Here is a 23,920-nt window from a genome sequence, read left to right as displayed (position 1 = left end):
CCGGGCGGGTGAACCTTCGAACGCACTGCGCATGCCGAATCGTTTCCGCAGTCGGATCCGCTCCTACGCTGCCCGCGGATGCCCACCGGACCGGGCACCCAGGTACTCACGGAATCCGATCACCCGAGAAACGGACCCCCCATGCGTCTTCGTACGACCGCCGCCGCGGTCCTCGCCTCCCTCGCGCTCGTCCTGCCCGCCGCCGGACAGTCCCTGGCCGCCGCCAACCCGCACCACGACGGCCTCGGCGTCCTCTACTACCGCTTCACCGACGGGGACGGCGACGACCACACCGGGCAGATCCACCCCGGCGACAACGACACCTGCTACGAGCTCACCCACGCCCAGCGCCACCCCGCCTACGCGGTGAAGAACGAGACCGAGTCGGTGGCGCTGATCTTCCGCGACGGCCACTGCGGCGGAGAGGCCCAGGAGGTGCTGCGTCCCGGTGAGCGGGCGCACAACCTGAACGCCCGCTCGGTCCTGTTCAAGCCGGTCGACGACCACCACGGCCGCGACGACGAGGACGACAACGGCAACTGGGACGAGCGCAACGACGGGGACCGCAGCGCCGCCCCGCGCACCATGGAGGACCGCGCGGGCGAGCTCTTCCACCGGGTCATGGGCTCCATGGGCTGATCCGCGCCCGGCACGACGACGGGGCCGCCCGGGGAGGTCTTCTCCCGGGCGGCCCCTGGTCTGTGCGGTCAGCTCTGGTTCACCACTGCCCCGGTGGGGGTCAGAAGGTGAGCTTCCAGCTGTCGATCTTGCCCGTGTCGGCGGAGGCGAGGTCCGCGACGCGCAGCTTCCAGACACCGTTCGCGACCTCGGCGGAGGCGTTCACGGTGAAGCTCTGGAGGATGTTGTCCGCGCTGCCGCCGGTGCGGTTGCGCAGGTTGTAGACGGTGCCGTCGGGGGCGACGAGGTCGACCTTCAGGTCACCGACGTAGGTGTGCTTGATGTCGACGTCCACCTTGAGGGTGCTCGGCGCGTTGCCGGAGCGGGTCACGGTGATCGGCGACTCGACCGTCGCGTTGTCGTTGATCGCGTAGTCGTTGGTGTTCTCGAAGACGTTCTGCTGGCCGGTGCCGACCGTCCAGGTGAAGGACGCCGTACCGGTCTTGCCGGCCGAGTCGGTCACCGTGACGGTCACGTTGGACGTGCCCGCGGTGGTGGCCGTGCCCGAGATCAGGCCGGTGGAGGAGTTGATCGACAGGCCGGCCGGCAGGCCGGTCGCCGCGTAGGTCAGCGCACCCGGGTTGGTGCTGGTCGCCTGGACCTGGAGGCTGACGGCGGTGTTGATCTGGGTGTTCTGGTTGGCGATCGGGTTCACCGAGACGCCGGAGACGATGCGCGAGCCGACCGCGATCCCGGCCCAGGCGTTGGCCACGTTGTTGTACGTGGTCGAGCCCTGGCCGTACAGGTCGGCGGCGGCCTGGAGGGTCGCCGTACGGGCGGCCGCGTAGTTGGTGTTGGACTTGAAGTAGCCCACCGTCAGCGCGCGGAACCAGATCTTCGCGGCGGCGTCGCGGCCGATCGCGGTGACCGGGAGGTTGTCGGCGGTCGGCGAGTCGTAGCTGACGCCGTTGATGACCTTGGCGCCGGAGCCCTCGGACATCAGGTAGTAGACGTGGTTGGCCGGGCCCGACGAGTAGTGCACGTCGATGCCGCCGAGGCCGGAGTACCACGAGTCCTTGGAGGAGCCGTCCTTGCTCGGCTTGTCCATGTAGCGCAGCGGCGAGCCGTTGCCGTTGATGTCGATCTTCTCGCCGACGAGGTAGTCGCCCGGGTCGTTCGGGTTGTTCGCGTAGAACTCGACGTTCGCGGACATGATGTCCGAGGTGGCCTCGTTCAGACCGCCGGGCTCACCGCTGTAGGTCATGTTGCCGGTGACCGAGGTCAGACCGTGGGTCATCTCGTGCGCGGCGACGTCGATCGAGGTGAGCGGCTTGCTGTTGCCCTGGCCGTCGCCGTAGGTCATGCAGAAGCAGGAGTCGTCCCAGAACGCGTTGACGTACGCGTTGCCGTAGTGGACCCGGCTGTACGGGGCCACGCCGTCGTTGCGCAGGCCGTTGCGGCCGTGCACGTTCTTGTAGTAGTCCCAGGTCAGCTGCGCGCCGTAGTGGGCGTCCGCACCCGCGGTCTCCTTGTTGGAGGCCGCGCCGTTGCCCCAGACGTCCGTGGTGTTGCTGAACAGGGTGCCGGTGCCGGAGCTGCCGCCGTTGAGGTTGTAGGTCTTGTGCCCGCCGCGCCCGGCGTCGGTCAGCGTGTAGCTGCTGCCCGACTGCGAGGTGCCGAGGGTGACCTGGCCGCTGTACTGGGTGTTGCCGGTGCCGGTCTCGATGGCCTGCCACTGGGTGATCTTCGCGCCGGTCTTGGCGTTGGTGATCACGTGCAGCTGGCTCGGGGTGCCGTCGTCCTGGAGGCCGCCGACGACGGTCTCGAAGGCGAGGACCGGGACGCCGTCCGCGGCCCAGATCACCTTGCGGGCGCCCTTGTCGGCCTTGGCCTGCTTGGAGCCCTCCGCGTTGGCGGCCGAGACGGCCTGGCCCTCGGCGGCGGACGGGGTGACCGTGGCGTCGGTGTCCGAGACCTTGATCTCGTGGTTGGTCGCCTTGGTCACGCTCTTGGTGACACCACCCTTGGCGTGGACCGTGAGGTCTCCGCCGAGGACGGGCAGGCCGTCGTAGGTCCGCTCGTACGTGGTGTGCGTCGTGCCGTCCGCGTCCTTGACGACGTCGCGGACGGACAGCCGCTCGCCGCTGCCGAGGCCGAGGGCCTTGGCCGCCTGCGCGGTGGTCGAGTTGGCCTCGGCGAGGAGCGTCGCACGCTCCGAAGCGCTGAGTTGGAGGGCGGCCGCGCCCGGGTTGGGCTGGGCTGCCGTGCGGGCCTGCGACGCGGTGGCGTCGGCGGTGGCGGTTCCGGCCTGTATGCCTACGGCGAGCAGGGCTGCCGCGGCTACGAGTGCTCCGGCCGCAGTGGCACGCCTCTGGGGGGTCGAACTCAACGCAGACTCCTTCTGCAAGGGGGGTTCCGGATGGCTGGGTGGGCCTCCGGGCAGATCAGGGCTGTGCGATGAACGGTCGAAGAGTGCCAGCTGCGCGTCGGGATGTCAGGGGCGCGTCAAAAGGTTGGCTGGAAACAGTCCGTTGTCCGAAGAGACGTATCCGGTATCCGAACCATTCACCTTCGTGTGCGAAGGCGGAGTCCGGGGATCGGAACGGCTGACACCGGTTGCTAACGCTTGGGCAACGAGAGGTTCCCTTTATTCGAACGGCATTTAACGCACGGGTGTTTGTCGTACTGTTTCCCGGTGCGACCGATGCCCGTCGCCAGGGGAAGCCACGGGCAGCGCGCCGCCGTCACAGACCACGTGCCAGGGGGGCCCATGAGGCATGTTCATTTTCCTGCGCAAAGTGTGGCCAGACCGGCCGCTGATGCGGACGGGCTGACGGCCGCCCCCGCGGGGCGGCTCGGCGACAAGGCCCGCTGGTACCTCCCGGCGGCCGTCACCGCCGACTTCACCGGCGCCGCCGTGCCCGTCGGCCTGGTCTTCGACGCCGCCCAGCAGGCCAGCCCGGTGTCCTGCGCCCTCGCCGCCGCCTTCGCGTGGACCGGAGTGCAGGCCCTGCGCCGACGTTACGCCTCCCGGGCGCTCGGAGAATCCCGCGGCGTGCTGCCCGTCGTACACGACTGGCTGATTCTCATCGGTGTCCTGGCCGTCGCCCGCGTCCTGACGGGCGAGAGCACCCCCCGGCTGGCCGCCCTCGGTGCGCTCCTGCCGGCCCTGCTCGTCACCATAGGCTGCCACAAACTGACCTACCGCCACCTCTCGGCCGCCCGCCGCGAGGCGCACGCCGTCAGCCGGGTCCTGGTGATCGGCGAGCCGGACGCCGCCGAGCACGTCATCTCCCGCCTCGCCGCCCGCACCGACCACCCGTACGTCGTCGTCGGCGTGGTGCCGGTCGGCGACGGCGCCCTGACCAGCGGGGTGCCCGTGGCGGCCCGGCTGGATCCCGGGATGCCGGACGCGCCGGCCGGCGACTCCGCCGCCGTGCTGGGCGCCGTCCGCAGCCACCACGCCGACCTGGTGCTGGTGGCGCCGGGCACCCGGTTCGCGGGGGAGCGGCTGCGCCGGATCGCCTGGGCGCTGCACGACGAGCGGCTGGAGCTGGCCGTCTTCCCCGGGCTGGTGGAGATATCCGTCAAGCGGCTGGAGACCCTGTCCGCGGGCGGGCTCGCCGTGCTGCGGGTCGCGCCGCCCGTGCGCACGGGGGTGCAGACCCTGCTCAAGTCGGCGCTGGACCGGGCCGGCGCCGCGGTCGGACTGTTCCTGCTCTCGCCGCTGTTCCTGGCGGTCGTGCTGGCCATCCGGCTCGGCTCGCGCGGCCCCGCCTTCTACCGCCAGCGCCGGATCGGCCGCGACGGCGTCCCGTTCGTCATGTGGAAGTTCCGCACCATGGTGGTGGACGCCGACCGGCTGAAGGCCAACCTGGCGGGGGCCAACGAGAACGACGGCCTGATGTTCAAGATGCGCCGCGACCCCCGGGTGACCCGGGTGGGCCGGCTGCTGCGCCGTACCTCGATGGACGAACTGCCCCAGCTGGTCAACGTACTGACCGGCAGCATGTCCCTGGTCGGCCCGCGCCCCCCGCTGCCGGAGGAGGTGGTGGAGTACGACGAGGTCGAGCTGCGCCGGCTCACCGTACGGCCCGGCATGACCGGCCTGTGGCAGATCAGCGGGCGGTCGGACCTGTCCTGGGATGAAACGATTCAGCTTGATCTCCAGTACGTCGACAACTGGTCGTTCACCAGTGACGTCGACGTGATGGGCCGTACGATCCGCGCCGTCGTCGACGGTCGCGGAGCGTACTGAGGCCCGCGGTGGAGTCAGCCCCGCGGGCCCTGCCGGCCCTGGTCCAGCCACCAGCGGTAGGTGGCGGCGATGCCGTCGCGCAGCGGGATGCCCGGCTTCCATCCCAGCGACGTCAGCCGGGACACGTCGAGCAGCTTGCGCGGGGTCCCGTCCGGCTTGGCGGTGTCCCAGGCCAGCCGGCCCCGGAAGCCGGTCACCTCGGCGACGGTTTCGGCCAGCGCCCTGATGGTGAGGTCCTCACCGCAGCCGATGTTGACCGGCTCGTCGCCGTCGTACCGCGCCAGCAGCACCGAGCAGGCCGCCGCCAGGTCGTCGACGTGCAGGAACTCCCGTCGCGGGGTGCCCGATCCCCACAGGGTGACCTCCTCGCGGCCCTCGGCGGCGGCCTCGTGGAAGCGGCGGATGAGGGCGGGCAGGACGTGCGAGGACTCCAGGTCGAAGTTGTCGCCCGGCCCGTAGAGGTTCGTGGGCATGGCCGAGATGTACGAGGCCCCGTACTGCTTGCGGTACGACTGGATCTGGACGATGCCGGCGATCTTGGCGAGGGCGTACGCCTCGTTGGTGGGCTCCAGCGGGCCGGTCAGCAGGGCGTCCTCGCGGATGGGCTGCGGGGCCAGCTTCGGATAGATGCACGAGGACCCGAGGAACAGCAGCCGGCCCACCCCGGCGGCGTGCGACCCGGCGATGACGCTCAGCTGGATGCGGAGGTTGTCCTCCAGGAACTGCACCGGGTACGTGCTGTTGGCCATGATCCCGCCGACCTTGGCGGCGGCCAGCACGACCGCGTCCGGGCGGACGTCCCGGAGGTGGGCCGCGGTGGCGGCGGCGTCGCGCAGGTCGAGGCCGGCGCGGTCGCGGGTGAGCACCTCGTGGCCGTCGGCGGTCAGGCGGCGCGCGACCGCGGACCCCACGAGGCCGCGGTGCCCGGCGACGAAGACGCGGGCGTGCGGGGGCAGGAGCGGCGAACTTGTCATACCGCCGATGATGCCAGTCCGCCCGCCGCGGGCCCGCCCGCACCCCGGGACCCCGGCATCGGCGCCCTGGCGGCCGGGGCCGCCCCGACGAGGCAGTACGGTACGCAGTTCCGGCCCGAGGACGGGGCCTCGTACGTCACCCCCGGCCGGCCGGGCCACCCGCGCCCGCGAACGAACGACGGCAACGACAACCAGGGGGACCCCATGGGCAAGACCGCACTGATCACCGGCGTCACCGGACAGGACGGCTCGTACCTCGCCGAGCTGCTGCTCTCCAAGGGCTACACGGTGCACGGGCTCGTGCGGCGGTCCTCCAGCTTCAACACGGAGCGGATCGACCACGTCTACCAGGACCCGCAGACCGCCAACCGGTCCTTCGTCCTGCACCACGCCGACCTCTCCGACGGCGTCGCCCTGGTGAACCTGCTCCGCGACATACGCCCCGACGAGGTCTACAACCTGGGTGCGCAGTCCCATGTCCGCGTCTCCTTCGACGCCCCCCTCTACACCGGTGACGTGACCGGCCTCGGCGCGCTGCGGCTGCTGGAGGCGATCCGGGCGAGCGGTGTGGACACCCGGATCTACCAGGCCTCGTCCTCCGAGATGTTCGGCGCCACCCCGCCGCCGCAGAACGAGTCGACCCCCTTCCACCCGCGCAGCCCGTACGGCGCCGCCAAGGTGTTCGCGTACTGGACCACGGTCAACTACCGCGAGGCGTACGGCATGTTCGCCGTCAACGGGATCCTCTTCAACCACGAGTCGCCGCGCCGCGGCGAGACCTTCGTGACCCGCAAGATCACCCGCGCCGTCGCCCGGATCAAGGCCGGTCTCCAGGACCACCTCTACCTCGGCAACCTCGACGCGGTCCGCGACTGGGGCTACGCCCCGGAGTACGTGGACGCGATGTGGCGGATGCTCCAGCAGGACGAGCCGACCGACTACGTGGTGGCCACCGGGGTCGCCGCGACCGTCCGCGAGTTCGTCGAGTCCTCCTTCACGCACGCCGGCCTCGACTGGAACGAGCACGTGCGTTACGACCCCAAGTACGAGCGCCCCAGCGAGGTCGACGCCCTCATCGGCGACGCCTCGAAGGCGCGGGAGGTCCTCGGCTGGAAGCCGTCGGTCCTGGTGCCCGAACTGGCCCGGATCATGGTGGACGCGGACGTGCGCCAGGTCCAGGACCAACTGGCGGGCGCGAGCGTGCGCATCGACCGCTGAGGCCTTTTCTTTCCCCTACGATTTGCCGTGTCCCGGTCATTGCCGTCGTTCCACGCGGTGGTGACCGGCACACACCTGCCGTATGTCCGCAGTGCGCCCTCCGCGCCCACCGGCTTGATTCCAAGTTGGTATGCAATGGGTCAAGGGAGGTGACCGGGTCCTCGCGGGAGCCCTAGTCTGCGCCAGTACATATGGCTGTTCGGATAGTTCCAGCCATCAAACCGGGCGATTGCCCTGGGGGGCTCATGCGTAGATCCAGAGGGCTGACTGCTGCCCTCGCCCTGTCACTGGCCGGTGTCGGTACCGGAATAGGCCTGGTGCTGATGCCCGAGGCGTCCGCCATCACGCCGCCGGTGGCGTTCACCGCCGACGAGCTGCCCACCTGGCAGCCGAACGGCGTCGTCTTCGCCATGGACCAGGCGGCCGGCACCGTCTTCGCCGGCGGTACCTTCTCGGCGGTCCGCCCGCCGGACGGCGCCGGCGGCGCCGAGCAGGAGGCCGTCAACTTCGTGGCGCTCGACGCGGCCACGGGCAACCCCACCAACTGCAAACTGGCCTTCACGGTCTCCGACGGCTCCGCCACCGTCCGGGCGCTCGCCGTCTCCAGGGACAAGAAGACGCTGTACGCGGGCGGTTACTTCGGCGCCGTGAACGGCACCCCGGTCTCCAGCCTCGCGGCGATCGACATCGAGAGCTGCACCCCCAAGGCCTCGTTCCACCCGAGCGTCCCCGCCACCGTGCGCGCGCTCGCCGTCACCGACGACACCCTCTACCTCGGCGGCGACTTCGGTACGGTCGAGGGCCAGACCCGGGAGCGGTTCGCCGCGGTCGACGCCGGCTCCGGCGCCCTCAGGCCGTTCACCGCCAACGCGGACGAGCCCGGCCGCGCGATCCAGCTCGCCAACGACGGCAAGAGCGTCCTGCTCGGCGGTGACTTCTTCACGGTCAACGGCTCCAACACGCACGCCCTGGCGGTCGTCGACGCGACCACGGGCGCCGTCGCCAAGACCTACTCCACCATCCCCTCCAACTCGGTGGTCAAGCACATCGCGGCCGACGCGACGGGCTACTACACCGCCAACGAGGGCTCCGGCGGCGGTGTCTTCGACGGCCGCATCGGCCTCGACACCGCCTTCGGCGAGAAGTGGCGCGACCGCTGCCTGGGCGCCACCCAGTACGTGCTGCCGTACGACGGGGTGCTCTACAGCTCCTCGCACGCGCACGACTGCTCGCTGGAGAACCAGTTCCCCGACGGCAAGCGCAACTTCCTGCTGGCCCAGCAGACCGACCACACCGGCGCCGCCCCCGCGCCCGTGGACGGCTTCGTGCCGAGCCCGCCGAAGCTGGGCTGGCACCCCACCGCCAACGACGGCATCGGCGAGGGCATCGGCCCGCGCGTCATGTCCGTCGCGGAGAAGAACGACGTCAAGTACATGTGGGTCGGCGGTGAGTTCACCCTCATCAACGGCGCCCCGCAGCAGGCGCTGACCCGCTTCGCCTCCACCGGGGACGTCGGTGCCCCGACGACCCCGCTCGTCAGCGCCGGGAGCGTCAGGCCCGGCGAGGCCCAGGTCCGCTGGCGCACCGGTTACGACCAGGACGACAGCAAGCTGACGTACCGGATCTACCGCAACGGCTCGGCCACCCCGATCGCCACGGTCGCGGCCGACTCCCTGGACTGGGAGCGCCGACAGGCCTCCTGGACCGACACCACCGTCAAGGGCGGCCAGGCCTACAGCTACCGGGTGACCGCCACCGACGGCGCGGGCAACACCAGCGCCCTGTCGGCGAACGTCTCGGTGACCGTCCCGACCTCGGTCCAGGCCTACCCGGACCAGGTCCGCGCGGACGGCGCCACCCTCTACTGGCGCTACGACGACACCGTCAGCCCGTACGCGGCCGACTCCTCGGTCTCCGGCAACACCGGCGGCGTCCAGGTGGCCGCCCCGACGCTGCGCCAGAGCCCCGGCGCGATCACCGGCACCAGCACCGCGATGGGCTTCAACGGCACCACCCAGCAGGTCTACAGCGACCACCGCCAGTCGGTCGGCGCCGCGTACTCCATCGAGACGTGGTTCAAGACCGGCACCACGCGCGGCGGCAAGCTGATCGGCTTCGGCAACAACACGGTCAACGCCAGCGGCTCCTACGACAAGCAGCTGTACATGACCAACACCGGCCGGCTGGTCTTCGGCGTCTACAACGGCTCCTCGCGCACCATCAGCACCGGCCTGTTCGAGACGTACAACGACAACAAGTGGCACCACGTCGTCGGTACGCAGGGCCCCGGCGGCATGACGCTCTACGTCGACGGCCAGAACAAGGGCACCAACAGCGCCACCAACTCCACGCCCTACACCGGCTACTGGCACGCGGGCGGCGACAACATGAGCAGCTGGCCGTCCCGCCCGACCAGCAACTTCTTCGCCGGATCCCTCGACGAGACGGCCGTCTACCCGACGGCGCTCACCCAGGCCCAGGTGAAGTCCCACTTCGACCTGGCCAAGGCCCCCACCGACACGGTCTCCAAGGTCGTCGCGTCCGAGGACACCTACATCAACCAGGGCGCCCCGGGCACCGCGTACGGCACCTCCACGCAGCTCGCCGTCCGCGGCAGTTCCGCGTACGAGTCCTACCTGCGCTTCACCCTCCCGGCCGCGCCGTCCGGGCAGGTCCTGAAGGCCGCCTCCCTCCAGTTCAAGACCTCCACCCAGGCCGGGGCCGGCACCGCCGACACCGTCTCCGTGGTCCCGGTCACCGGCACCTGGAGCGGCGCGGGCACGACGTTCAACACCAAGCCCACCCTCGGCACGACCCCGCTCGGCACCATCGCGGGCGTGCCGGACGGATCGGCCGTCCAGAACGTCGAGCTGGACACCACCGCCGTCTCCGCGGTGCTGGGCACCGGCTACAGCCTCGGCCTGACGAGCACGGGCAGCGACGCCATGTGGCTGTGGTCCTCGGAGTCGACGGCCGCGGACGCCGCTCCGCAGCTGATCCTCACTTTCGGCCCGAAGTAACCGCCCGACGGCGTACGGGGCCCGGCCGGCACGCGCCGGGCCCCGTACGCCTGTCCCACCCCGTACGGGAGCCACCTGATGTACCGACGCTCCGCCGCGGCCGCCGTCCTGCTGGCCGCCGCCCTGACGCTGACCGCCTGCGGCTCCGACGGGGACGGCAAGGCCGCCGCCGGTGCGCCGGCCACCCCCAAGCCCCCGGCCTCGTCCTCGGCCCCCGACCCGGCGGACGCCACCCCCGCGCCCGGCGCGCCCGCGCCGCCGGACGCCAAGCCGACGGGCGCCGTCCTGCCGGACGCGCAGCTGATCCCGAAGACGGGCAGCTTCAAGGACAACGAGAAGAAGTACCTGAGCGGCCGCGTCCCGGCCCAGACGGACCCGGCGGCCGTCCTCCAGACCGGGCAGGAGACCTGCCAGCGGGTGGAGCGCACCGCGAAGCGGGACAAGGACGCGGCGGTCGCGGCCGTCATCTCCGGCGACGTCACCGGGGCGAAGGACGCCATCACCTTCCTGTGCCCCGAGCAGCAGCCGGTCCTGGCGGCGGCGCAGAAGGGCTTCGGGGACGCCCCGCGCACCGCACCGGCCCCCGGCACCTACCGCGCGCTCACCCAGAGCACCACCTGCGTCTGGGAGGCCAAGGGCAAGGACGGGGCCGTCCTCGCCTCGGGCCCCGAGGCCCCGCCCAAGGCCGGTGACAAGATCACCGCCACCGTCCCGCCGGGCACCGCCGAGTTCCGCTCGTCGGGCTGTTACGCCTGGGTGCCCGCGTAACCACCCCCGCCCGGCCTCCCGTCGCACGCCACCGCCGCCCGAACTCCCGGGCGGCGGTGGCGTTTCCGCTCCCGTTCGCCGGGTACCTGCGGGTCACACGAAGACCCCTGTGGAGGCGAATTCCTATGCGCGGCATCGGCGGTTGCATAGCCCTGATCGTGGTGGGTGCCATCCTCACCTTCGCGAGCGACTGGCAGATGGAGAACGTCAACCTGGACGTGGTCGGCCTGATCATGATGGTGGGCGGCGCCGTGGGCCTCGCCGTCTACGCGAGCGTCCTCAAGCGCCGCCGCGCCCTGGGCGCCGTCCCCGTGGTGGAGGAGCGCCGTGACGTCCTGTGACCCGCGCGCTCAGCGCCCGATGCCCTCGTAGACGCCCAGCAGGGTGTCGAGGACGGCGTCCATCGAGTAGGCCCGCGCGGCCAGTTCGCGGGCGGCGTGGGAGGCCGCGGCGCCCGCGGCCGGGTCCAGGAGGGCGAGGACCGCTTCCGCCACGCCCGCCGGACCCGGCTCGACCGCCCGGCCGGCGCCCGCGGCGGCGATGTCGCGGGCCAGCCCGTTGGAGTGGGTCACGACCGCCGGAACGCCCACCGCGAGGGCCTCCAGCACCGACATCGGGAACGGCTCGTCCACGGACGGCAGTACGTAGACGTGGGCCCGGCGCAGCTGCGCGAGCACCTCGGCCGCGGACAGGGCGCCCGGCACGGTGAAGCGGTCCGACAGCCCGAGCGCCGTGATCCGCGCCCGGACGGCGGCCAGTTCGCCCTCGTCCGGCCCGGCGACCACGAAGTGCGCGTCGGGGTGGGCGGCGAGCACGGCGGGGGCCGCGTCGACGAAGTCCACCGGCCGCTTACGGGCCTGCAGGCGGGCCGCGTAGAGGATCCGCGGCGCCCCGGCCGGAGCCGGCCGCGCGTCCCGCGCCGGGGTGCCGTTGACCAGGCGGACCGCCCGGGGCAGGGCGCCGCCCACCACCGCCTCCAGCCCCTCCCGCTCGTGCGGGGTCAGGTACAGCAGCGCGTCGGCGCCGCGCAGCAGTCGGCGTACCGCCACCGCGTCGAGCACCTTGGCCAGCGCCTTCCCGCTCGGGTCCACCATCCCGTGGGTCTGCAGCACGAGCGGCGTGCCGGCCCGCAGCGCCGCCAGCGCCACCGGCAGGGTCACCAGGTCCCGCGCCAGGTGGACGTGGACCACGTCGGCCCCGCGCACCAGCCGCGCCGCCGAGGCCAGCAGGGCCGGCGAGGTCATGCCACTGAAGCCGAGGGGTAGGATCCGCCGGGCCGGGAACAGCCGGGCCGGCACCCCCTCCACCTCGTCGGGCCACGGGTCGAAGCCCTCCCCGAGGGCGACCAGCCGGGCCTCGTGGCCGCGCTCCCGCAGGCCCTTGGCCAGGTTCAGCGCGACCCGGACCGGCCCGCCGAAGGCGTGCGAGGGGGAGTGCAGCGTGACCGCGTGCAGGACTCTCGATGCGGGCTTCACTTGGGCTCCTCCACCGGGCGGCGCCGGCCGTCCTGGGTTTGCAGGGTCAGTTCCGGCAGGTCCTGGTGGACCACGGCCCCGGCGCCCGCCACCGCGCACCGGCCGACGGTCACACCGGCCAGCACGGTCGCCCGTACGGCCACCCACGCGCCGTCCTCGACCACGATCGGGGCGTTGCGGTAGCGGAAGTCGGCGGCCCGGTGGTCGTGCGAGCCGGTGCACAGCATCGACTCCTGGGAGAGGCACACGTGCGCACCGATGGTCACCGGCTCCAGGTTCAGCAGCCAGGTGCCCTCACCGATCCAGGTGTGGTCCCCGACGGTCAGCTTCCAGGGCCACAGCACGCGCACCCTGTGCCGGATCAGCACGCCCTCACCGATCGTCGCGCCGAAGGCCCGCAGCAGCGCGACCCGCAGCCGGGCCGGGCAGCACCACGCCATGAACACCGTGTTCATCACCGCGAACCACAGGGCCTGGGTCAGGAACCCGCGCCCCTTGTCGTAGCCGGCCAGCGTGAAGGCAGGAAGATCACGCACCAGTCGCCCCCCGTCGTCCCCCGACGTGCCTCCCCGGCCGCCGGACGCTCAGACTAGACTGCGCCCGGATCACGCACAGGGGTGGGGGCAACAGTGGTTACGGACGTGCAGGAACCCGCCGTCGCACCCGCGCCGCCGCCCCCCGTGGACGACTCCCGGTGGGGCCGGGTCACCACCCCGCGCACGCTGCTCTCCCGGGCGCTGTCGGTCCCCCTCGCCCTCGGGTTCACCGTCTTCCTGCCGTTCTTCGTCGCCGTCCAGTCCGGTGACGGGCAGCGCGACGCCGCCTTCTGGCTCCAGCTGCTGCTGGCCATGTACGCCGGAGCGCGGCTCTCCGCCATGGTGCTGACCAGCCGCCGCAAACTGCTCCAGGGCTCCTTCTGGCTGTTCGTCTACATGGCCATGGGGGTGGCCCCCCTGGCCCAGGCCGTCCTCGGCCGCGTCCCGACCCCCGTCGTCGGCCCGCGCTCCGACCTCACCGTCGCCATCGGCCTCGTCCTGCTCGGCTGTACGGCCTTCGACGTGGGCGTGCTGCTGGCCCGGCACCGGCCGGCGGGCCGCGCGGGCGGCTCCCCCAAGGAGCCCCGGCCGCTGATGGTCCACCACCGGCGGCTCCAACTGCTCACCGTGCTCGCCTTCCTGGGCAGCGCGGCCTTCATCGTGAAGCTGGGCGGCCCGGCGGTGTTCTTCTCCAGCCGCCAGGAGATCATCGCCGGCATCCAGGAGGCCGGCGTCTCCAACGGCGACGGCCAGGCCGGGCAGGCGCTGCTGCGCGGCTTCGGCACCGTACCGGCGCTGCTCGCCCTGCTGCTGTACACGCGGTGGCTGATCACCTCGCGCTACGCCCGCCGCAAGGTCTCGGTCATCGTCATCTGGGCGGCGCTCGCCGTCCTCAACCTGATCGTCAACAACCCGGTGTCGAACCCGCGCTACTGGTTCCTGACCGTCATGTTCGCGCTGCTCTTCACCGTCTTCCCGGTGAGCGCGGCGATGTACCGGGTGGCGCTGTCGATGGCCGTGGTGATCGCCCTGCTCGTCTTCCCCTTCGCGGACCGCTTCCGCTACGACGAGAAGAACTACAAGCCCGTCGAGACGACCTCGTTCCTGGAGCCGATGGCGCTCAAGGACTACGACCAGATCGGCATGTTCGCGAACACCCTCACCTTCTCCCGTTCGGGCCCCGGCCACTTCTACGGCCGCCAGCTCGCCGGATCCGTCTTCTTCGCGGTGCCCCGCTCGGTGTGGCCGGGCAAACCGCGCGACACCGGCGTGATGGTCGGCCAGTGGATGGGCACGGTCAACACCAACCTGTCCTCGCCGATCTGGGCCGAACTGTGGCTCGACTTCGGGCCGCTGGGCATGGGCGGCGGCCTGCTGGCCATGGGGTACGCCGCCGCCCGCGTCGACCGCCGCTACGCCCGGCGGGCCACCCGGCGCTCGCCCCCGGGCAGCCTGATCTCCACGGTGGTCCCGCTGGTCGCCGGATACTCCTTCATCCTGCTGCGCGGCCCGCTGCTCCAGGCCTCGGGCCGGGTCGCCATCGCGGGCCTGTGCCTCTCGCTGGTGGCCACGTACCGCACCGAGCGGGGTACGACCCTGCGCTGAGCGGTCCGCTCAGGCCGCCGCGGCCACCTCGGGCGCCCCCGCCTCCAGACGGGCCACGCGCAGCCAGCCCGCGGCCGCCTTCGCCGCCGAGCCCGCGGCCAGGCCCCAGGCGGCCCCGGCCACGCCCCCGAGCGCGTACCCGCCCAGCAGCAGGGCCACGGACAGCAGGGAGAAGACCACCTGGAGCGAGAGGGTGGCCCGGGGGTTCAGCACCCGCAGCGTCAGCAGGGCGCAGGTGCCCAGGCCCATCACCGCGTACTGCGCGCCCGTCGCGGGCAGCAGCGCGGAGGCCGCCGCCCAGGTGTCGCCGAGCAGACGGGCGCCGATCCGGTCGGGCAGCGCGTACAGGACGGCCGCCCAGCCGCCGCCGAGCACGGCGAGGACCGCGCCCGTCAGCAGGGTCAGCCGGACCACGCCCCGCTTGCCGCGGGCCCGGCCGACCAGCGGCGGCCCGAAGGCGTTCGCCGAGTTGAACAGCACGTTCAGCGGGCCGAAGAGGGTGGTCGCCCCGCGCAGCGCGCCGACGGCCAGCGGGGTCGCGAACGCCCCGAGGCCCAGCACGGCGAGCTGGCTGGAGCCGTTGCCCACGGCGAACTCGATCACGAACCGCTGCCCGAGGTGCCCGCGCCGCAGGTACGGGCGCAGCTCGGCCCGCACTCCGCGCACGGCGGGCCGCAGCAGCCACAGCCCCAGCGCGAGCGCGGGCAGCGCCGAGAGCCCCCACACCAGCACCAGCCGGGCGGCCGACGCCCCGGCCGGCTGTACGGCCAGCGCCGCGACCACGCACACCAGGCGCAGCGCGTCGGCGGCCAGCGCCCGCTGGGGCGCCCGCAGCGCGGAGAAGCAGTACCGCAGCCCGTCCTGTACGAGGACCAGCGGCAGGACGAGCCCCAGCGCGAGGAACCCGCCGCCGGAGCCGCCCGGCAGCGCGAGGCCCGCCCCCGCCAGCACCAGCCCGGCCGCCGCCGAGGCGGCCGCGGTGAACAGCACGGAGGAGCGGCACACCACCGCGAGCCGCTCGCCCTTCTCCAGGACCACGGTCTGGCCGACGTACGCCATGTTCAGCCCGAGGAGCACGCTGAAGGTCACGTACACCATCGAGAAGTCGGCGAAGCCGGACGCCGAGGACAGCCGGGCGGCCAGCACCAGCACCAGGATGTTCGTGGCGCTGGAGGCGGCCTGGTCCAGGACGGAGGAGACGGCGGCGAGGCCCCGCCGGCTCACCGCCGGCCCGTACGGACCGTGCGCAGGGCGACCGTGTCGCTGCCGTCACCCGTCGGGTGCTGTCCGGGCCCGGCGGGCCCGCGGGTCGGCGGCGCGGGGGCGGCGGGCGCGTTCGCGGCCGGGGCGGCGGGCTGGGCGCTCTTGCCGCGTCCGCCGACCCCGCCGCGCTTCTCGCCGGGCAGCGGGGCGTGCAGCACGGCGCCGAGGACGGTGCCGCCGGCGCCGCTGATGAGCTCGCGGATCCGGGCCAGGTCGCTGCGGTGCACGGCGCGCGGGTCGCAGACGACCAGGACGCCGTCGACGCGGTCGACGAGGGCGAGCGCGTCGGCGTACGAGAGCACGGGCGGCGCGAGCACCACGACGGTGGCGTTGGGGGAGTCGGCCTCGGAGATCAGCCGGGTGGAGCGCGGGGAGGTCAGCGCGCGGGGGACGTTGCGCACCCGTTCGCCGGGGATCAGGTCGAAGGCGCCGGACTCGCCGGCGTCCACGACGAGCTGGCGTCCGTCGGGCCAGTCGGCGTCGGCGCCGCTCCCGCCGCCGGCCGGCAGGCTCCAGCCGGGCCGGCCGCCCGCGTCGGTGGGCAGCTGGCTGGCCAGCACCGGGGTGCGCAGGTCGGCCTCGATGAGAAGGACGTCCTTGCCGGTCTCCGCGAAGGAGGCGGCGAGGTTCACGGCCACGGCGGCGGCCGTCTCGCTGGAGCCGCGCGGGGCGACCACCAGCAGCCGGCGCCGGTCCGCGAAGCGGGAGTCGTAGGCCAGCCGGAAGGCCACCGAGCGGTACTCCTCGGCCAGCCGGGGGTCGGCCTCGCCCGCCGCGAGCAGCGGCCCGCCGCCGGTCTTGTCCCGGGGCAGGTAGCCGAGGACGGGCGCGCGCAGGGCGCGGGCCACGTCGCCCTCCGAGCGCGGCGCCGGGTCGAAGACCAGCCGGACCCACGCGGCGAGCAGGCCGAGGGCCAGGCCCACGGCCGCGCCGAGCGCGAGCGACATGGGCAGGCCCGGCCCGTCGGGGGCGCCGGGCGCGGCCGCGGGGCTGGTGACCCGGCCGGGGGTCATGTCCAGGGCGGCCAGCTTGGCGATGTTGCTGTTGAGGGTGTTGACCTTGCTCTGCAGGTCGGTCTTGGCGGACAGCGCGGAGTCGCGGGCGGTGCCGGCCGGGAGGTTGTTGGCCTGCCGGGCGGTGTCGTCGAGCTGCTTGGCGACCGGGTCGCGCTGGTCCTCGTACCCCTTGACCATCTTGTCGCGGGTGGCGTCGAGGGACTCCTGCCGCTTGAACAGGTAGGCCTCGGTCAGCGCGTTGGCCCGCTTGGCGGCCTCCCGGGGGGAGGACGAGGTGTAGGTGAAGCGGAGCACCATCGTCTGCGGCGGGTTGGTCACCTGGAGGCCGGCGCGCAGCGCGCCGAGGTCCTTCGCGGGGGTGCCGAGCTTCCTGGCGGCCTGCTCGGCTATGGAGCTGGAGAGCGCGACCTGGCGCTCCGAGCCGATGTTGATGGCCTTGTCGGGCGCGAGGCTCGGGTTGAACGGGTCGTCGGTGGGGGCGCGCAGCACGATGTCGGCGGTGGCGACGTAGGTGTCCGCCGTGGAGATGCCGAGGTAGACGCCGCCCAGCAGGCCGATGCCCACGCCCGCGCCGAGGAGGCGGCGGTAGCGCAGCAGCTGCTTGAACTGGTCCCGCAGGAGGTCCGGTTCGTCCTCGGCCGGGGCCGCTGCCGGGCGGTTCGTCTCGATCACGGCTGGAGACCCCCAAGTGCTTCGTCGATCAGTGCGTCGATGCGGGCCAGGCCCGCCTCACGGCTCAGGTGGGCCGCCACGTGGACGGGCCCGGCGGCGCCCAGCGCGTCCGCGCCCTCGGGGTCCTCGGCCAGGGCCCGTACGGCCTTGAGCAGGGCCGCGGGGTCCTCCGGGGGTACGAGCACCCCCGCGCCGGAACGTTCCACCTCCTGGGCGGTCCCGCCCTCGGCCGCGACGGACGCGACGACGGGCCGGCCGGCCCGGAAGTAGGAGGTCAGCTTGGACGGGACGCTCATGTCGAGCACGGCCGCGTGCTGGGTGACCGCGAGGACGTCCGCCGCCGCGAGGATATCGGGGAACTCGCCGTCGGCGGCAGGGGGGATGATGTCCAGATTCGGCACGTCGGCCGCCAGCGAGGCCAGCGCCGCGCGCTGGCTGCCGTCGCCCATGAGCACGAAGCGGACGCCCGGGTCGAGCCGGGCGGCGCCGACGAGGACGTCCAGCCCCTGCTTGAGGCCCATGTTCCCGGAGTGCAGCACCACGGTCTGGCCGGGGGCCCAGCCCAGGTGGCGGCGGGTCTCCCCGCGCGGCCTGGTCGGCTGCGCCACGTGGGACCAGTTGGGCACGAGGCGGATCCGGGCCGGGTCCACGCCCATGCCGACGACCCGGTCCACGAAGGTCTCGTGGATGACGCCGACCAGGGTGGCGCGCTTCAGCGCGTACGCCTCCGCCCGCCCGGCGAACGCGGCCGCCTTGTCACCGCCGCTGATCCCGCTCTGCGCGGCCGCGGCCCCCATCAGGTCCTGGACGACCGGGACGTAGGGGACGCGCCACTTCGCCGCCAGCCGGGCGGCGAGCACACCGCCCGCCAGGCTGGGCATCTGGGCCAGGATCGCGTCCGGCTTCGGCATCCGGGGCGGGGCCACCGCGCCGTGCAGCAGAATCGATCCTTCAAAAAGCGCGCGCCGGACGGCGGTCTGACGCGGCGGCACGGTGTGCGCGCGCCGGTGCACGGTGACCCCCGCGCGCCGTTCCGTGCGCCGCAGCGCACCCCGGTACTCCGGCTCGACGGACCAGGCCGGATAGTGCGGCATGCCCGCCAGGACGTGCGTCTCGTGGCCGGAGTGCGCCCAGTGCTCCGCGATCTGCGTGGCGTACGGGCCTATGCCCGCGTGCTCGGGGGCGTAGTTGGTGGAAACCAGCAGCAGGCGCCGGTGACCGGATGTGGACACTGAACGTCCCCTTCTCCCCTGGATGATGCGCACGTCACCCTATGCGTTCACCGGCAGGGCGGGGAACGTGCGCGCTATTGTCTGCTCATCCGCCGCACCGGGGGGTGCGGCCGCTGGGGGGTAACCGATGACGGAGTACGACATGTCCGAACCTGCCGCGGGCGCGCGCGGGCCGTACCGGGTCGGTTACGCGCCCGGCGCCTACGACCTGTTCCACATCGGACACCTCAACATCCTCCGGCACGCCCGCAGCCGCTGCGACTACCTCGTCGCCGGGGTGGTCTCCGACGAGATGGCGGAACGGGCCAAGGGCCGGCGCCCGATGATCCCGCTGGTCGAGCGGCTGGAGATCGTCCGCAGCGTCAAGTACGTCGACGCCGCCTTCGTCGAGACCGTCCCCGACAAGGTCGAGACCTGGAAGCAGGTCCGCTTCGACGTGATCTTCAAGGGCGACGACTGGCGCGGCACCCCCAAGGGCGACCGGCTGGAGCGGGACTTCGCCCCGCACGGGGTCGAGGTCGTCTACTTCCCCTACACCGTGCACACCTCCAGCACCCAGCTGCGCCGGGCCCTGGACGCGCTCGCCCGCCCCCAGGCCGAGCCGCTCACCGCCGAACGGCGCTGAGCTCCCGGAACCACTTCGCGAGGAACGCCAGCAGGAACAGCACGGCGACCACGCCCAGCCCCGCGTACGCCCAGCGGAACAGCGCCCCGCCGCCGAGCAGCAGGAACACCAGGCAGAACACCCCGTAGTCCACGGGCAGCAACGCCACCGCGCGCAGCGTCGACGGCGCGGCGGCGGCGCTCCCCGGGGCCGGTTTCGGCTTCAGCTTCTCGGTCAGCAGACCGCCGAAGAAGGTCACCACCGAGGCGAACTGGAAGCCCAGCGGCACCAGCAGCCAGCCGTCCGAGCCCGTCCCGTACGCGTCCGGGAAGCGGTAGAAGGCGATCAGCACGCAGGTGTGCAGGGCCGTGAGCTTGGCGCAGTCCACGACGTGGTCCAGCCACTCGCCCGCCGCACTGCCGCCCCCGCGCAGCCGGGCCAACTGCCCGTCGGCGGAGTCGAAGGCGAAGCCCACCGCGAGCGCCGCCCACACGGCGAGCCCCAGCCCCCACGAGGGCGCGGCCAGCGCGAGCGCCGCCACGGCGGCGAAGCTGAAGACGGCGCTGACCAGCGTCACCTGGTTCGGCGTGAGGCCCGCCGCGTACGACCCGGCGGCCAGGTAGCGGCCGGCGGGCCGGTTCACGTACCGCGAGTAGAGCGACACGCCCTTCGCCGACTTCTGCGCCCCGCGCAGCTCCCGCAGCGCGGTCCCGACTCTCGCCATGCGTACCCCTGAGCCCCTCGATGGCACACGCGTACCGCTGTACGCGCGTTCGTACGAAGGGCACATCATCGCAGGGGCCGCCCGAGCGTCCCTACGAGAGCACCCGCAGCAGCAGCACCGACCGCGCCGGGACCGTCAGCACCTCCCCGCCCCGGTGCCGGCCGCCGGGCGCGGCGGCCTGCTCCTCGCGCACGGTGTCCAGGACGAGCTCGTACGAGCCGGCCCACGGCGCGCCCGGCAGCAGCCACTCCACCGGCCCGTCCCCGGCGTGCAGCAGCGCCAGGAAACTGTCGTCCGTCACCTGCGCCCCGCGCTCGTCGCGGCCCGGGATGTCCCGCCCCGACAGGTACAGCCCCACCGCCGCGGCCGGCGCGTACCAGTCCCGCTCCGTCATCTCCTCGCCCCGCGGGGTGAACCACGCCAGGTCCCGCAGCCCGTCCGCGCCCTGCGGCCGCCCGGAGAAGAAGGCCCGCCGCCGCAGCACGGGATGGGCCTGGCGCAGCGCGATCAACCGCCGGGCCAGCGCGAACAGCTCGCTCCACGCCGGATCGGACAGCAGCGACCAGTCCACCCACCCCGTCTCGTTGTCCTGGCAGTACGCGTTGTTGTTGCCGCCCTGCGTGCGCCCGAACTCGTCCCCCGCCACCAGCATCGGCACCCCGGTCGACAGCAGCAGCGTGGTCAGCAGGTTGCGCAGCTGGCGCCGGCGCAGCGCCCCGATCGCGGGATCGTCGCTCTCGCCCTCCGCCCCGCAGTTCCACGAGCGGTTGTCGTTGGTCCCGTCCCGGCCCGCCTCGCCGTTGGCGTCGTTGTGCTTGCGCTCGTACGAGACCAGGTCGCGCAGGGTGAACCCGTCGTGCGCGGTCACGAAGTTCACCGAGGCGTACGGCCTGCGCCCGCCCCACGCGTACAGGTCGCTGGAGCCCGACAGCCGGTAGCCGAGGTCCCGCACGTCGGGCAGCGCGCCCCGCCAGAAGTCGCGCACGGCGTCGCGGTAGCGGTCGTTCCACTCCGTCCACAGCGGCGGGAACGCCCCCACCTGGTAGCCGCCCGCCCCCACGTCCCACGGCTCCGCGATCAGCTTGACCCGGCGCAGCACCGGGTCCTGGGCGATCACCGCGAGGAACGGCGAGAGCATGTCCACGTCGTGCATCGAGCGGGCCAGCGCCGCCGCCAGGTCGAAGCGGAAGCCGTCCACCCCCATCTCCGTCACCCAGTACCGCAGCGAGTCGGTGATCAGGCGCAGCACGTGCGGCCGCCCGGCGTGCAGGGTGTTCCCGCAGCCCGTGTAGTCGGCGTAGCGGCGCTGGTCGGGCTGGAGCCGGTAGTACCCGCGGTTGTCGATGCCGCGCAGCGACAGCGTCGGGCCCAGCTCCCCGGCCTCGGCCGTGTGGTTGTAGACCACGTCGAGGATGACCTCGATCCCGGCCGCGTGCAGCGCCTTCACCATCCGCTTGAACTCGCCGACCTGCTGCCCGGCCGTCCCGCTGGCGGAGTACCCGGCGTGCGGGGCGAAGTAGCCGACCGAGTTGTAGCCCCAGTAGTTGCGCAGGCCCCGTCGCAGCAGATGGTCCTCGTGCGCGAACTGGTGCACCGGCAGCAGTTCCACCGCCGTCACGCCGAGCCGGGTCAGGTGGTCGACCGCCGCCGGGTGCGCCAGCCCGGCGTACGTGCCGCGCAGCTCCTCCGGAACACCCGGATGGCGCATCGTGAACCCGCGCACGTGCAGTTCGTAGATCACCGAATCGGCCCAGGGGGTCTTCGGCCGGACGTCGTCCGCCCAGTCGTCGTCATCGTGGACGACCACCCCCTTCGGCACGTACGGGGCCGAGTCCCGGTCGTCGCGCACCGTGTCGGCGATGTACTGCTGCGGCCAGTCCCGGACGTGCCCGTACACCTCCGGGGGCAGCGTGAAGTCCCCGTCCACGGCCCGGGCGTACGGGTCCAGGAGCAGCTTCGCCGGATTGTGGCGGGCGCCCGTCCAGGGGTCCCAGCGGCCGTGCACCCGGAACCCGTAGCGCTGCCCGGGCCGCACGCCCGGCACGAAACCGTGCCAGATCTCGTGCGTCAGCTCGGTCAGCGCGCAGCGGGTCTCCCCGCCCTGCCCGTCGAACAGGCACAGTTCCACCGCCTCCGCGCCCTGGGCCCACAGCGCGAAATTGGTACCCGCGACCCCGCCGGGTCCCGGGTGGAAGCGCGCCCCCAGCGGATGCGCGGACCCCGGCCACACGGGCGGCGAGGGGCGCGCGGCCGCCCGTAGCACCTGGGCCTGGACCCGCGCCCGCACGGCGTCCATGCCGTCCCGGCCCGTCGTCGTCCCCGGTGCGACCACGGCATTGCTGGCGGCGGTCTCCACCGCCTCTTGCTCGGCTGCGCTCGACACTGCCCGCCTCCACGGCTCCTGGTACCGGCGGGGGCGTGCGGCCCCGGCGTCCCGGCCTGGGCCCGCCCCCGTCTGGTCCTTCCCACTGTTCTGCCCGGACAGTTCTGCCCGGAACGTGCCCGGCCCTCACGTTTCCCCCGGAGGTGCCCGATCGTTGGAGGGGGCGTGAACCTTCTGACGAGGCGGGCAGGGGCGGGCTTGGCCGCCGTGGCGGCGTGGGCGGCCCTGCTGGGCGGCCTGGCCGGCTGCACCAAGGACGGCGGCTCCCCGGTGGAGGTGTCCCTGCCCGGCAAACCCCGCTCGCCGGACGAGGCCATCCGGATCACTCCCGAGGACAACGCCAAGGGCGTGCCGGCCGAGGGACCGCTGCGGGTGCACGTGCCGGAGGGGCGGCTGGAGCGGGTCGTCGTCACCAAGGTCGAGGACGCCCAGGAGGAGCGGGTCCCGGGCGCCATCGCCGCCGACGGGCTCAGCTGGAGCCCGGACCCGTCGGCAGGGCGGCTCGCGCTCGCCGCCAAGTACACCGTCGACGCGGTCGCCCGCGACGGGCACGACCGCCGCCAGGCCCGGCACACCACCTTCACCACCTACGTGCCCGAGGAGCGGTTCATCGGCTACTTCAAGCCCGAGAACCGCTCCACCGTCGGCACCGGGATGATCGTCTCGTTCAAGTTCAACCGCTCCATCAAGCAGCGCGCCGCCGTGGAACGGGCCGTCAAGGTGACCTCCGTCCCGCCCGTTCCCGTCGTGGGCCACTGGTTCGGCGACGAGCGGCTCGACTTCCGGCCCAAGGAGTACTGGAAGCCCGGCACCGAGGTCACCGTCACGATGGACCTGCGGGACGTCGAGGGCGCGCCCGGCTCGTACGGCATCCAGGACAAGACCATCCGCTTCACCGTCGGCCGCTCCCAGGTCTCCCTCGTCGACGCCGCCGCCCACACGATGGAGGTGCGCCGCGACGGAGAGCTGCTGTCCACCCTGCCCATCACGGCGGGGGCGCCCAAGAACACCACCTACAACGGCAAGATGGTGGTGATGGAGCTCTTCGACGTGACCCGGATGAACGGTCAGACCGTCGGGTTCGGCGGCGAGTACGACATCCCCGACGTCCCCCACGCGATGCGGCTCACCACCTCCGGCACCTTCCTGCACGGCAACTACTGGGCCAGCCCCGACACCTTCGGCCACACCAACGTCAGCCACGGCTGCGTGGGCCTGCGCGACGACAAGGGCGGCGGCTCGGACACCCCGGCGGGCTGGTTCTTCGACCGGACGCTGGTCGGGGACGTGGTGGAGGTCGTGAACTCGCAGGACCAGACGGTGGCGGCCAACAACGGGATGGGCGGCTGGAACATGTCCTGGGCGGACTGGGTGGCCGGCTCGGCCCTCGGCTGACCCGGCGCCGGCCGACCCGGCGCCCTCCGCCCTTCGCCCGCACGCCCCCGGTCGCCGCAATCGAGTGATTGTCAGACCGGAATTCCGCGGTGCGGGAGTGTCGTCCGTCCGTGCCGCCCGGACCCGCCCGCAGCCTGTCAGGGCCACCCGGCGGGATAC

Annotated in this window: 18 protein-coding genes; 9 read left to right on the top strand and 9 right to left on the bottom strand. The window is 72.9% G+C overall.

The annotated features are described in order from the left end of the window. Positions 1 to 141 precede the first annotated feature (141 nt). Positions 142 to 639: a hypothetical protein gene (locus ACZ6ZT_RS08490; RefSeq protein ID WP_469716778.1), complete on the top strand. Its 498-nt coding sequence runs from the start codon at positions 142 to 144 to the stop codon at positions 637 to 639. A gap of 100 nt (positions 640 to 739) precedes the next feature. Here ACZ6ZT_RS08490 and ACZ6ZT_RS08485 read toward each other — a convergent pair whose 3' ends face one another. Beyond that, on the bottom strand, positions 740 to 3,007 hold the full coding sequence (locus tag ACZ6ZT_RS08485) for a M4 family metallopeptidase (RefSeq protein WP_469716776.1): 2,268 nt from the start codon (positions 3,005 to 3,007) through the stop codon (positions 740 to 742). 381 nt (positions 3,008 to 3,388) lie between these two features. Between ACZ6ZT_RS08485 and ACZ6ZT_RS08480 the strand changes: the two genes are divergently transcribed. Continuing rightward, positions 3,389 to 4,876: a sugar transferase gene (locus tag ACZ6ZT_RS08480; RefSeq protein ID WP_469716774.1), complete on the top strand. Its 1,488-nt coding sequence runs from the start codon at positions 3,389 to 3,391 to the stop codon at positions 4,874 to 4,876. Between the two features lie 14 nt (positions 4,877 to 4,890). Here the strand turns inward: ACZ6ZT_RS08480 and ACZ6ZT_RS08475 are convergent, their stop codons facing one another. Continuing rightward, positions 4,891 to 5,850 (bottom strand): GDP-L-fucose synthase family protein, encoded by a 960-nt coding sequence (locus tag ACZ6ZT_RS08475; protein ID WP_469716772.1) that lies wholly within the window; start codon positions 5,848 to 5,850, stop codon positions 4,891 to 4,893. 204 nt (positions 5,851 to 6,054) lie between these two features. Here ACZ6ZT_RS08475 and gmd point away from each other — a divergent pair, with 204 nt between their 5' ends. The 4 genes from gmd (at position 6,055) to ACZ6ZT_RS08455 (ending at position 11,197) form a co-directional block, all read left to right on the top strand. Continuing rightward, positions 6,055 to 7,068 (top strand): GDP-mannose 4,6-dehydratase, encoded by a 1,014-nt coding sequence (gene gmd, locus ACZ6ZT_RS08470; RefSeq protein WP_469716770.1) that lies wholly within the window; start codon positions 6,055 to 6,057, stop codon positions 7,066 to 7,068. Positions 7,069 to 7,313: 245 nt separating this feature from the next. Then, positions 7,314 to 10,088 carry a CBM96 family carbohydrate-binding protein gene (locus ACZ6ZT_RS08465; protein ID WP_469716768.1) on the top strand — a complete coding sequence of 925 codons (2,775 nt, stop codon included), beginning with the start codon at positions 7,314 to 7,316 and terminating at the stop codon, positions 10,086 to 10,088. 78 nt (positions 10,089 to 10,166) lie between these two features. After that, complete coding sequence (locus ACZ6ZT_RS08460; protein WP_469716766.1) at positions 10,167 to 10,856, top strand: hypothetical protein; 690 nt, start codon at positions 10,167 to 10,169, stop codon at positions 10,854 to 10,856. Positions 10,857 to 10,981: 125 nt separating this feature from the next. Further along, entirely contained in the window at positions 10,982 to 11,197 is a 216-nt protein-coding gene (locus ACZ6ZT_RS08455; protein WP_469716764.1) for a DUF6458 family protein, read from the top strand. 9 nt (positions 11,198 to 11,206) lie between these two features. Here ACZ6ZT_RS08455 and ACZ6ZT_RS08450 read toward each other — a convergent pair whose 3' ends face one another. Together ACZ6ZT_RS08450 and ACZ6ZT_RS08445 are read right to left on the bottom strand one after the other, a co-directional pair. Beyond that, entirely contained in the window at positions 11,207 to 12,331 is a 1,125-nt protein-coding gene (locus ACZ6ZT_RS08450; RefSeq protein WP_469716762.1) for a glycosyltransferase, read from the bottom strand. After that, positions 12,328 to 12,867 (bottom strand): WcaF family extracellular polysaccharide biosynthesis acetyltransferase, encoded by a 540-nt coding sequence (locus ACZ6ZT_RS08445; protein ID WP_469716760.1) that lies wholly within the window; start codon positions 12,865 to 12,867, stop codon positions 12,328 to 12,330. Before ACZ6ZT_RS08445 ends, ACZ6ZT_RS08450 begins: the two co-directional genes overlap by 4 nt. Before the next feature lie 105 nt (positions 12,868 to 12,972). On the opposite strand from ACZ6ZT_RS08445, the gene ACZ6ZT_RS08440 reads away from it, so the two are divergent. After that, positions 12,973 to 14,472, top strand: a complete 1,500-nt coding sequence (locus ACZ6ZT_RS08440) for a hypothetical protein (protein WP_469716758.1) — start codon at positions 12,973 to 12,975, stop codon at positions 14,470 to 14,472. A gap of 9 nt (positions 14,473 to 14,481) precedes the next feature. On the opposite strand, the gene ACZ6ZT_RS08435 is transcribed toward ACZ6ZT_RS08440, so the two are convergent. Genes ACZ6ZT_RS08435 through ACZ6ZT_RS08425 form a run of 3 tightly spaced genes read right to left on the bottom strand, consistent with a single transcriptional unit; the run spans position 14,482 to position 18,625 of the window. After that, positions 14,482 to 15,696 carry an MATE family efflux transporter gene (locus tag ACZ6ZT_RS08435; RefSeq protein WP_469716756.1) on the bottom strand — a complete coding sequence of 405 codons (1,215 nt, stop codon included), beginning with the start codon at positions 15,694 to 15,696 and terminating at the stop codon, positions 14,482 to 14,484. Beyond that, the gene (locus ACZ6ZT_RS08430) at positions 15,693 to 17,423 is read right to left on the bottom strand and encodes a lipopolysaccharide biosynthesis protein (protein ID WP_469716755.1); all 1,731 of its coding nucleotides are present in this window, start codon (positions 17,421 to 17,423) and stop codon (positions 15,693 to 15,695) included. Before ACZ6ZT_RS08430 ends, ACZ6ZT_RS08435 begins: the two co-directional genes overlap by 4 nt. Continuing rightward, positions 17,420 to 18,625, bottom strand: coding sequence for a glycosyltransferase family 4 protein (locus ACZ6ZT_RS08425; RefSeq protein ID WP_469717292.1), 1,206 nt, complete (start codon positions 18,623 to 18,625; stop codon positions 17,420 to 17,422). The genes ACZ6ZT_RS08430 and ACZ6ZT_RS08425 overlap by 4 nt, the downstream gene beginning before the upstream one ends. A 172-nt stretch (positions 18,626 to 18,797) precedes the next feature. Here ACZ6ZT_RS08425 and ACZ6ZT_RS08420 point away from each other — a divergent pair, with 172 nt between their 5' ends. Beyond that, positions 18,798 to 19,280, top strand: coding sequence for an FAD synthase family protein (locus ACZ6ZT_RS08420; protein WP_469716753.1), 483 nt, complete (start codon positions 18,798 to 18,800; stop codon positions 19,278 to 19,280). Here ACZ6ZT_RS08420 and ACZ6ZT_RS08415 read toward each other — a convergent pair. Both ACZ6ZT_RS08415 and glgX read right to left on the bottom strand, forming a co-directional pair. After that, on the bottom strand, positions 19,261 to 19,983 hold the full coding sequence (locus tag ACZ6ZT_RS08415; RefSeq protein ID WP_469716751.1) for a CDP-alcohol phosphatidyltransferase family protein: 723 nt from the start codon (positions 19,981 to 19,983) through the stop codon (positions 19,261 to 19,263). The genes ACZ6ZT_RS08420 and ACZ6ZT_RS08415 overlap by 20 nt on opposite strands. A 91-nt stretch (positions 19,984 to 20,074) precedes the next feature. Further along, positions 20,075 to 22,366, bottom strand: a complete 2,292-nt coding sequence (gene glgX / locus ACZ6ZT_RS08410; RefSeq protein WP_469716749.1) for a glycogen debranching protein GlgX — start codon at positions 22,364 to 22,366, stop codon at positions 20,075 to 20,077. 174 nt (positions 22,367 to 22,540) lie between these two features. Between glgX and ACZ6ZT_RS08405 the strand changes: the two genes are divergently transcribed. Next, entirely contained in the window at positions 22,541 to 23,761 is a 1,221-nt protein-coding gene (locus ACZ6ZT_RS08405; protein WP_469717290.1) for a L,D-transpeptidase, read from the top strand. The last annotated feature ends 159 nt before the right edge of the window (positions 23,762 to 23,920 follow it).

This window comes from Streptomyces sp. NPDC102258 (assembly GCF_055584685.1).
Note: the sequence above shows the minus strand (reverse complement) of the source record. Positions and strands in the feature narration are given on the sequence as shown.

Excerpts from the sequence above, each read along its gene's own strand:
- ACZ6ZT_RS08490 (WP_469716778.1), top strand. The coding sequence starts at position 142 with ATGCGTCTTCGTACGACCGCCGCCGCGGTCCTCGCCTCCCTCGCGCTC.
- ACZ6ZT_RS08480 (WP_469716774.1), top strand. The coding sequence starts at position 3,389 with ATGAGGCATGTTCATTTTCCTGCGCAAAGTGTGGCCAGACCGGCCGCT.
- ACZ6ZT_RS08475 (WP_469716772.1), bottom strand. The coding sequence starts at position 5,850 with ATGACAAGTTCGCCGCTCCTGCCCCCGCACGCCCGCGTCTTCGTCGCC.
- gmd (WP_469716770.1), top strand. The coding sequence starts at position 6,055 with ATGGGCAAGACCGCACTGATCACCGGCGTCACCGGACAGGACGGCTCG.
- ACZ6ZT_RS08465 (WP_469716768.1), top strand. The coding sequence starts at position 7,314 with ATGCGTAGATCCAGAGGGCTGACTGCTGCCCTCGCCCTGTCACTGGCC.
- ACZ6ZT_RS08460 (WP_469716766.1), top strand. The coding sequence starts at position 10,167 with ATGTACCGACGCTCCGCCGCGGCCGCCGTCCTGCTGGCCGCCGCCCTG.
- ACZ6ZT_RS08455 (WP_469716764.1), top strand. The coding sequence starts at position 10,982 with ATGCGCGGCATCGGCGGTTGCATAGCCCTGATCGTGGTGGGTGCCATC.
- ACZ6ZT_RS08420 (WP_469716753.1), top strand. The coding sequence starts at position 18,798 with ATGTCCGAACCTGCCGCGGGCGCGCGCGGGCCGTACCGGGTCGGTTAC.
- ACZ6ZT_RS08415 (WP_469716751.1), bottom strand. The coding sequence starts at position 19,983 with ATGGCGAGAGTCGGGACCGCGCTGCGGGAGCTGCGCGGGGCGCAGAAG.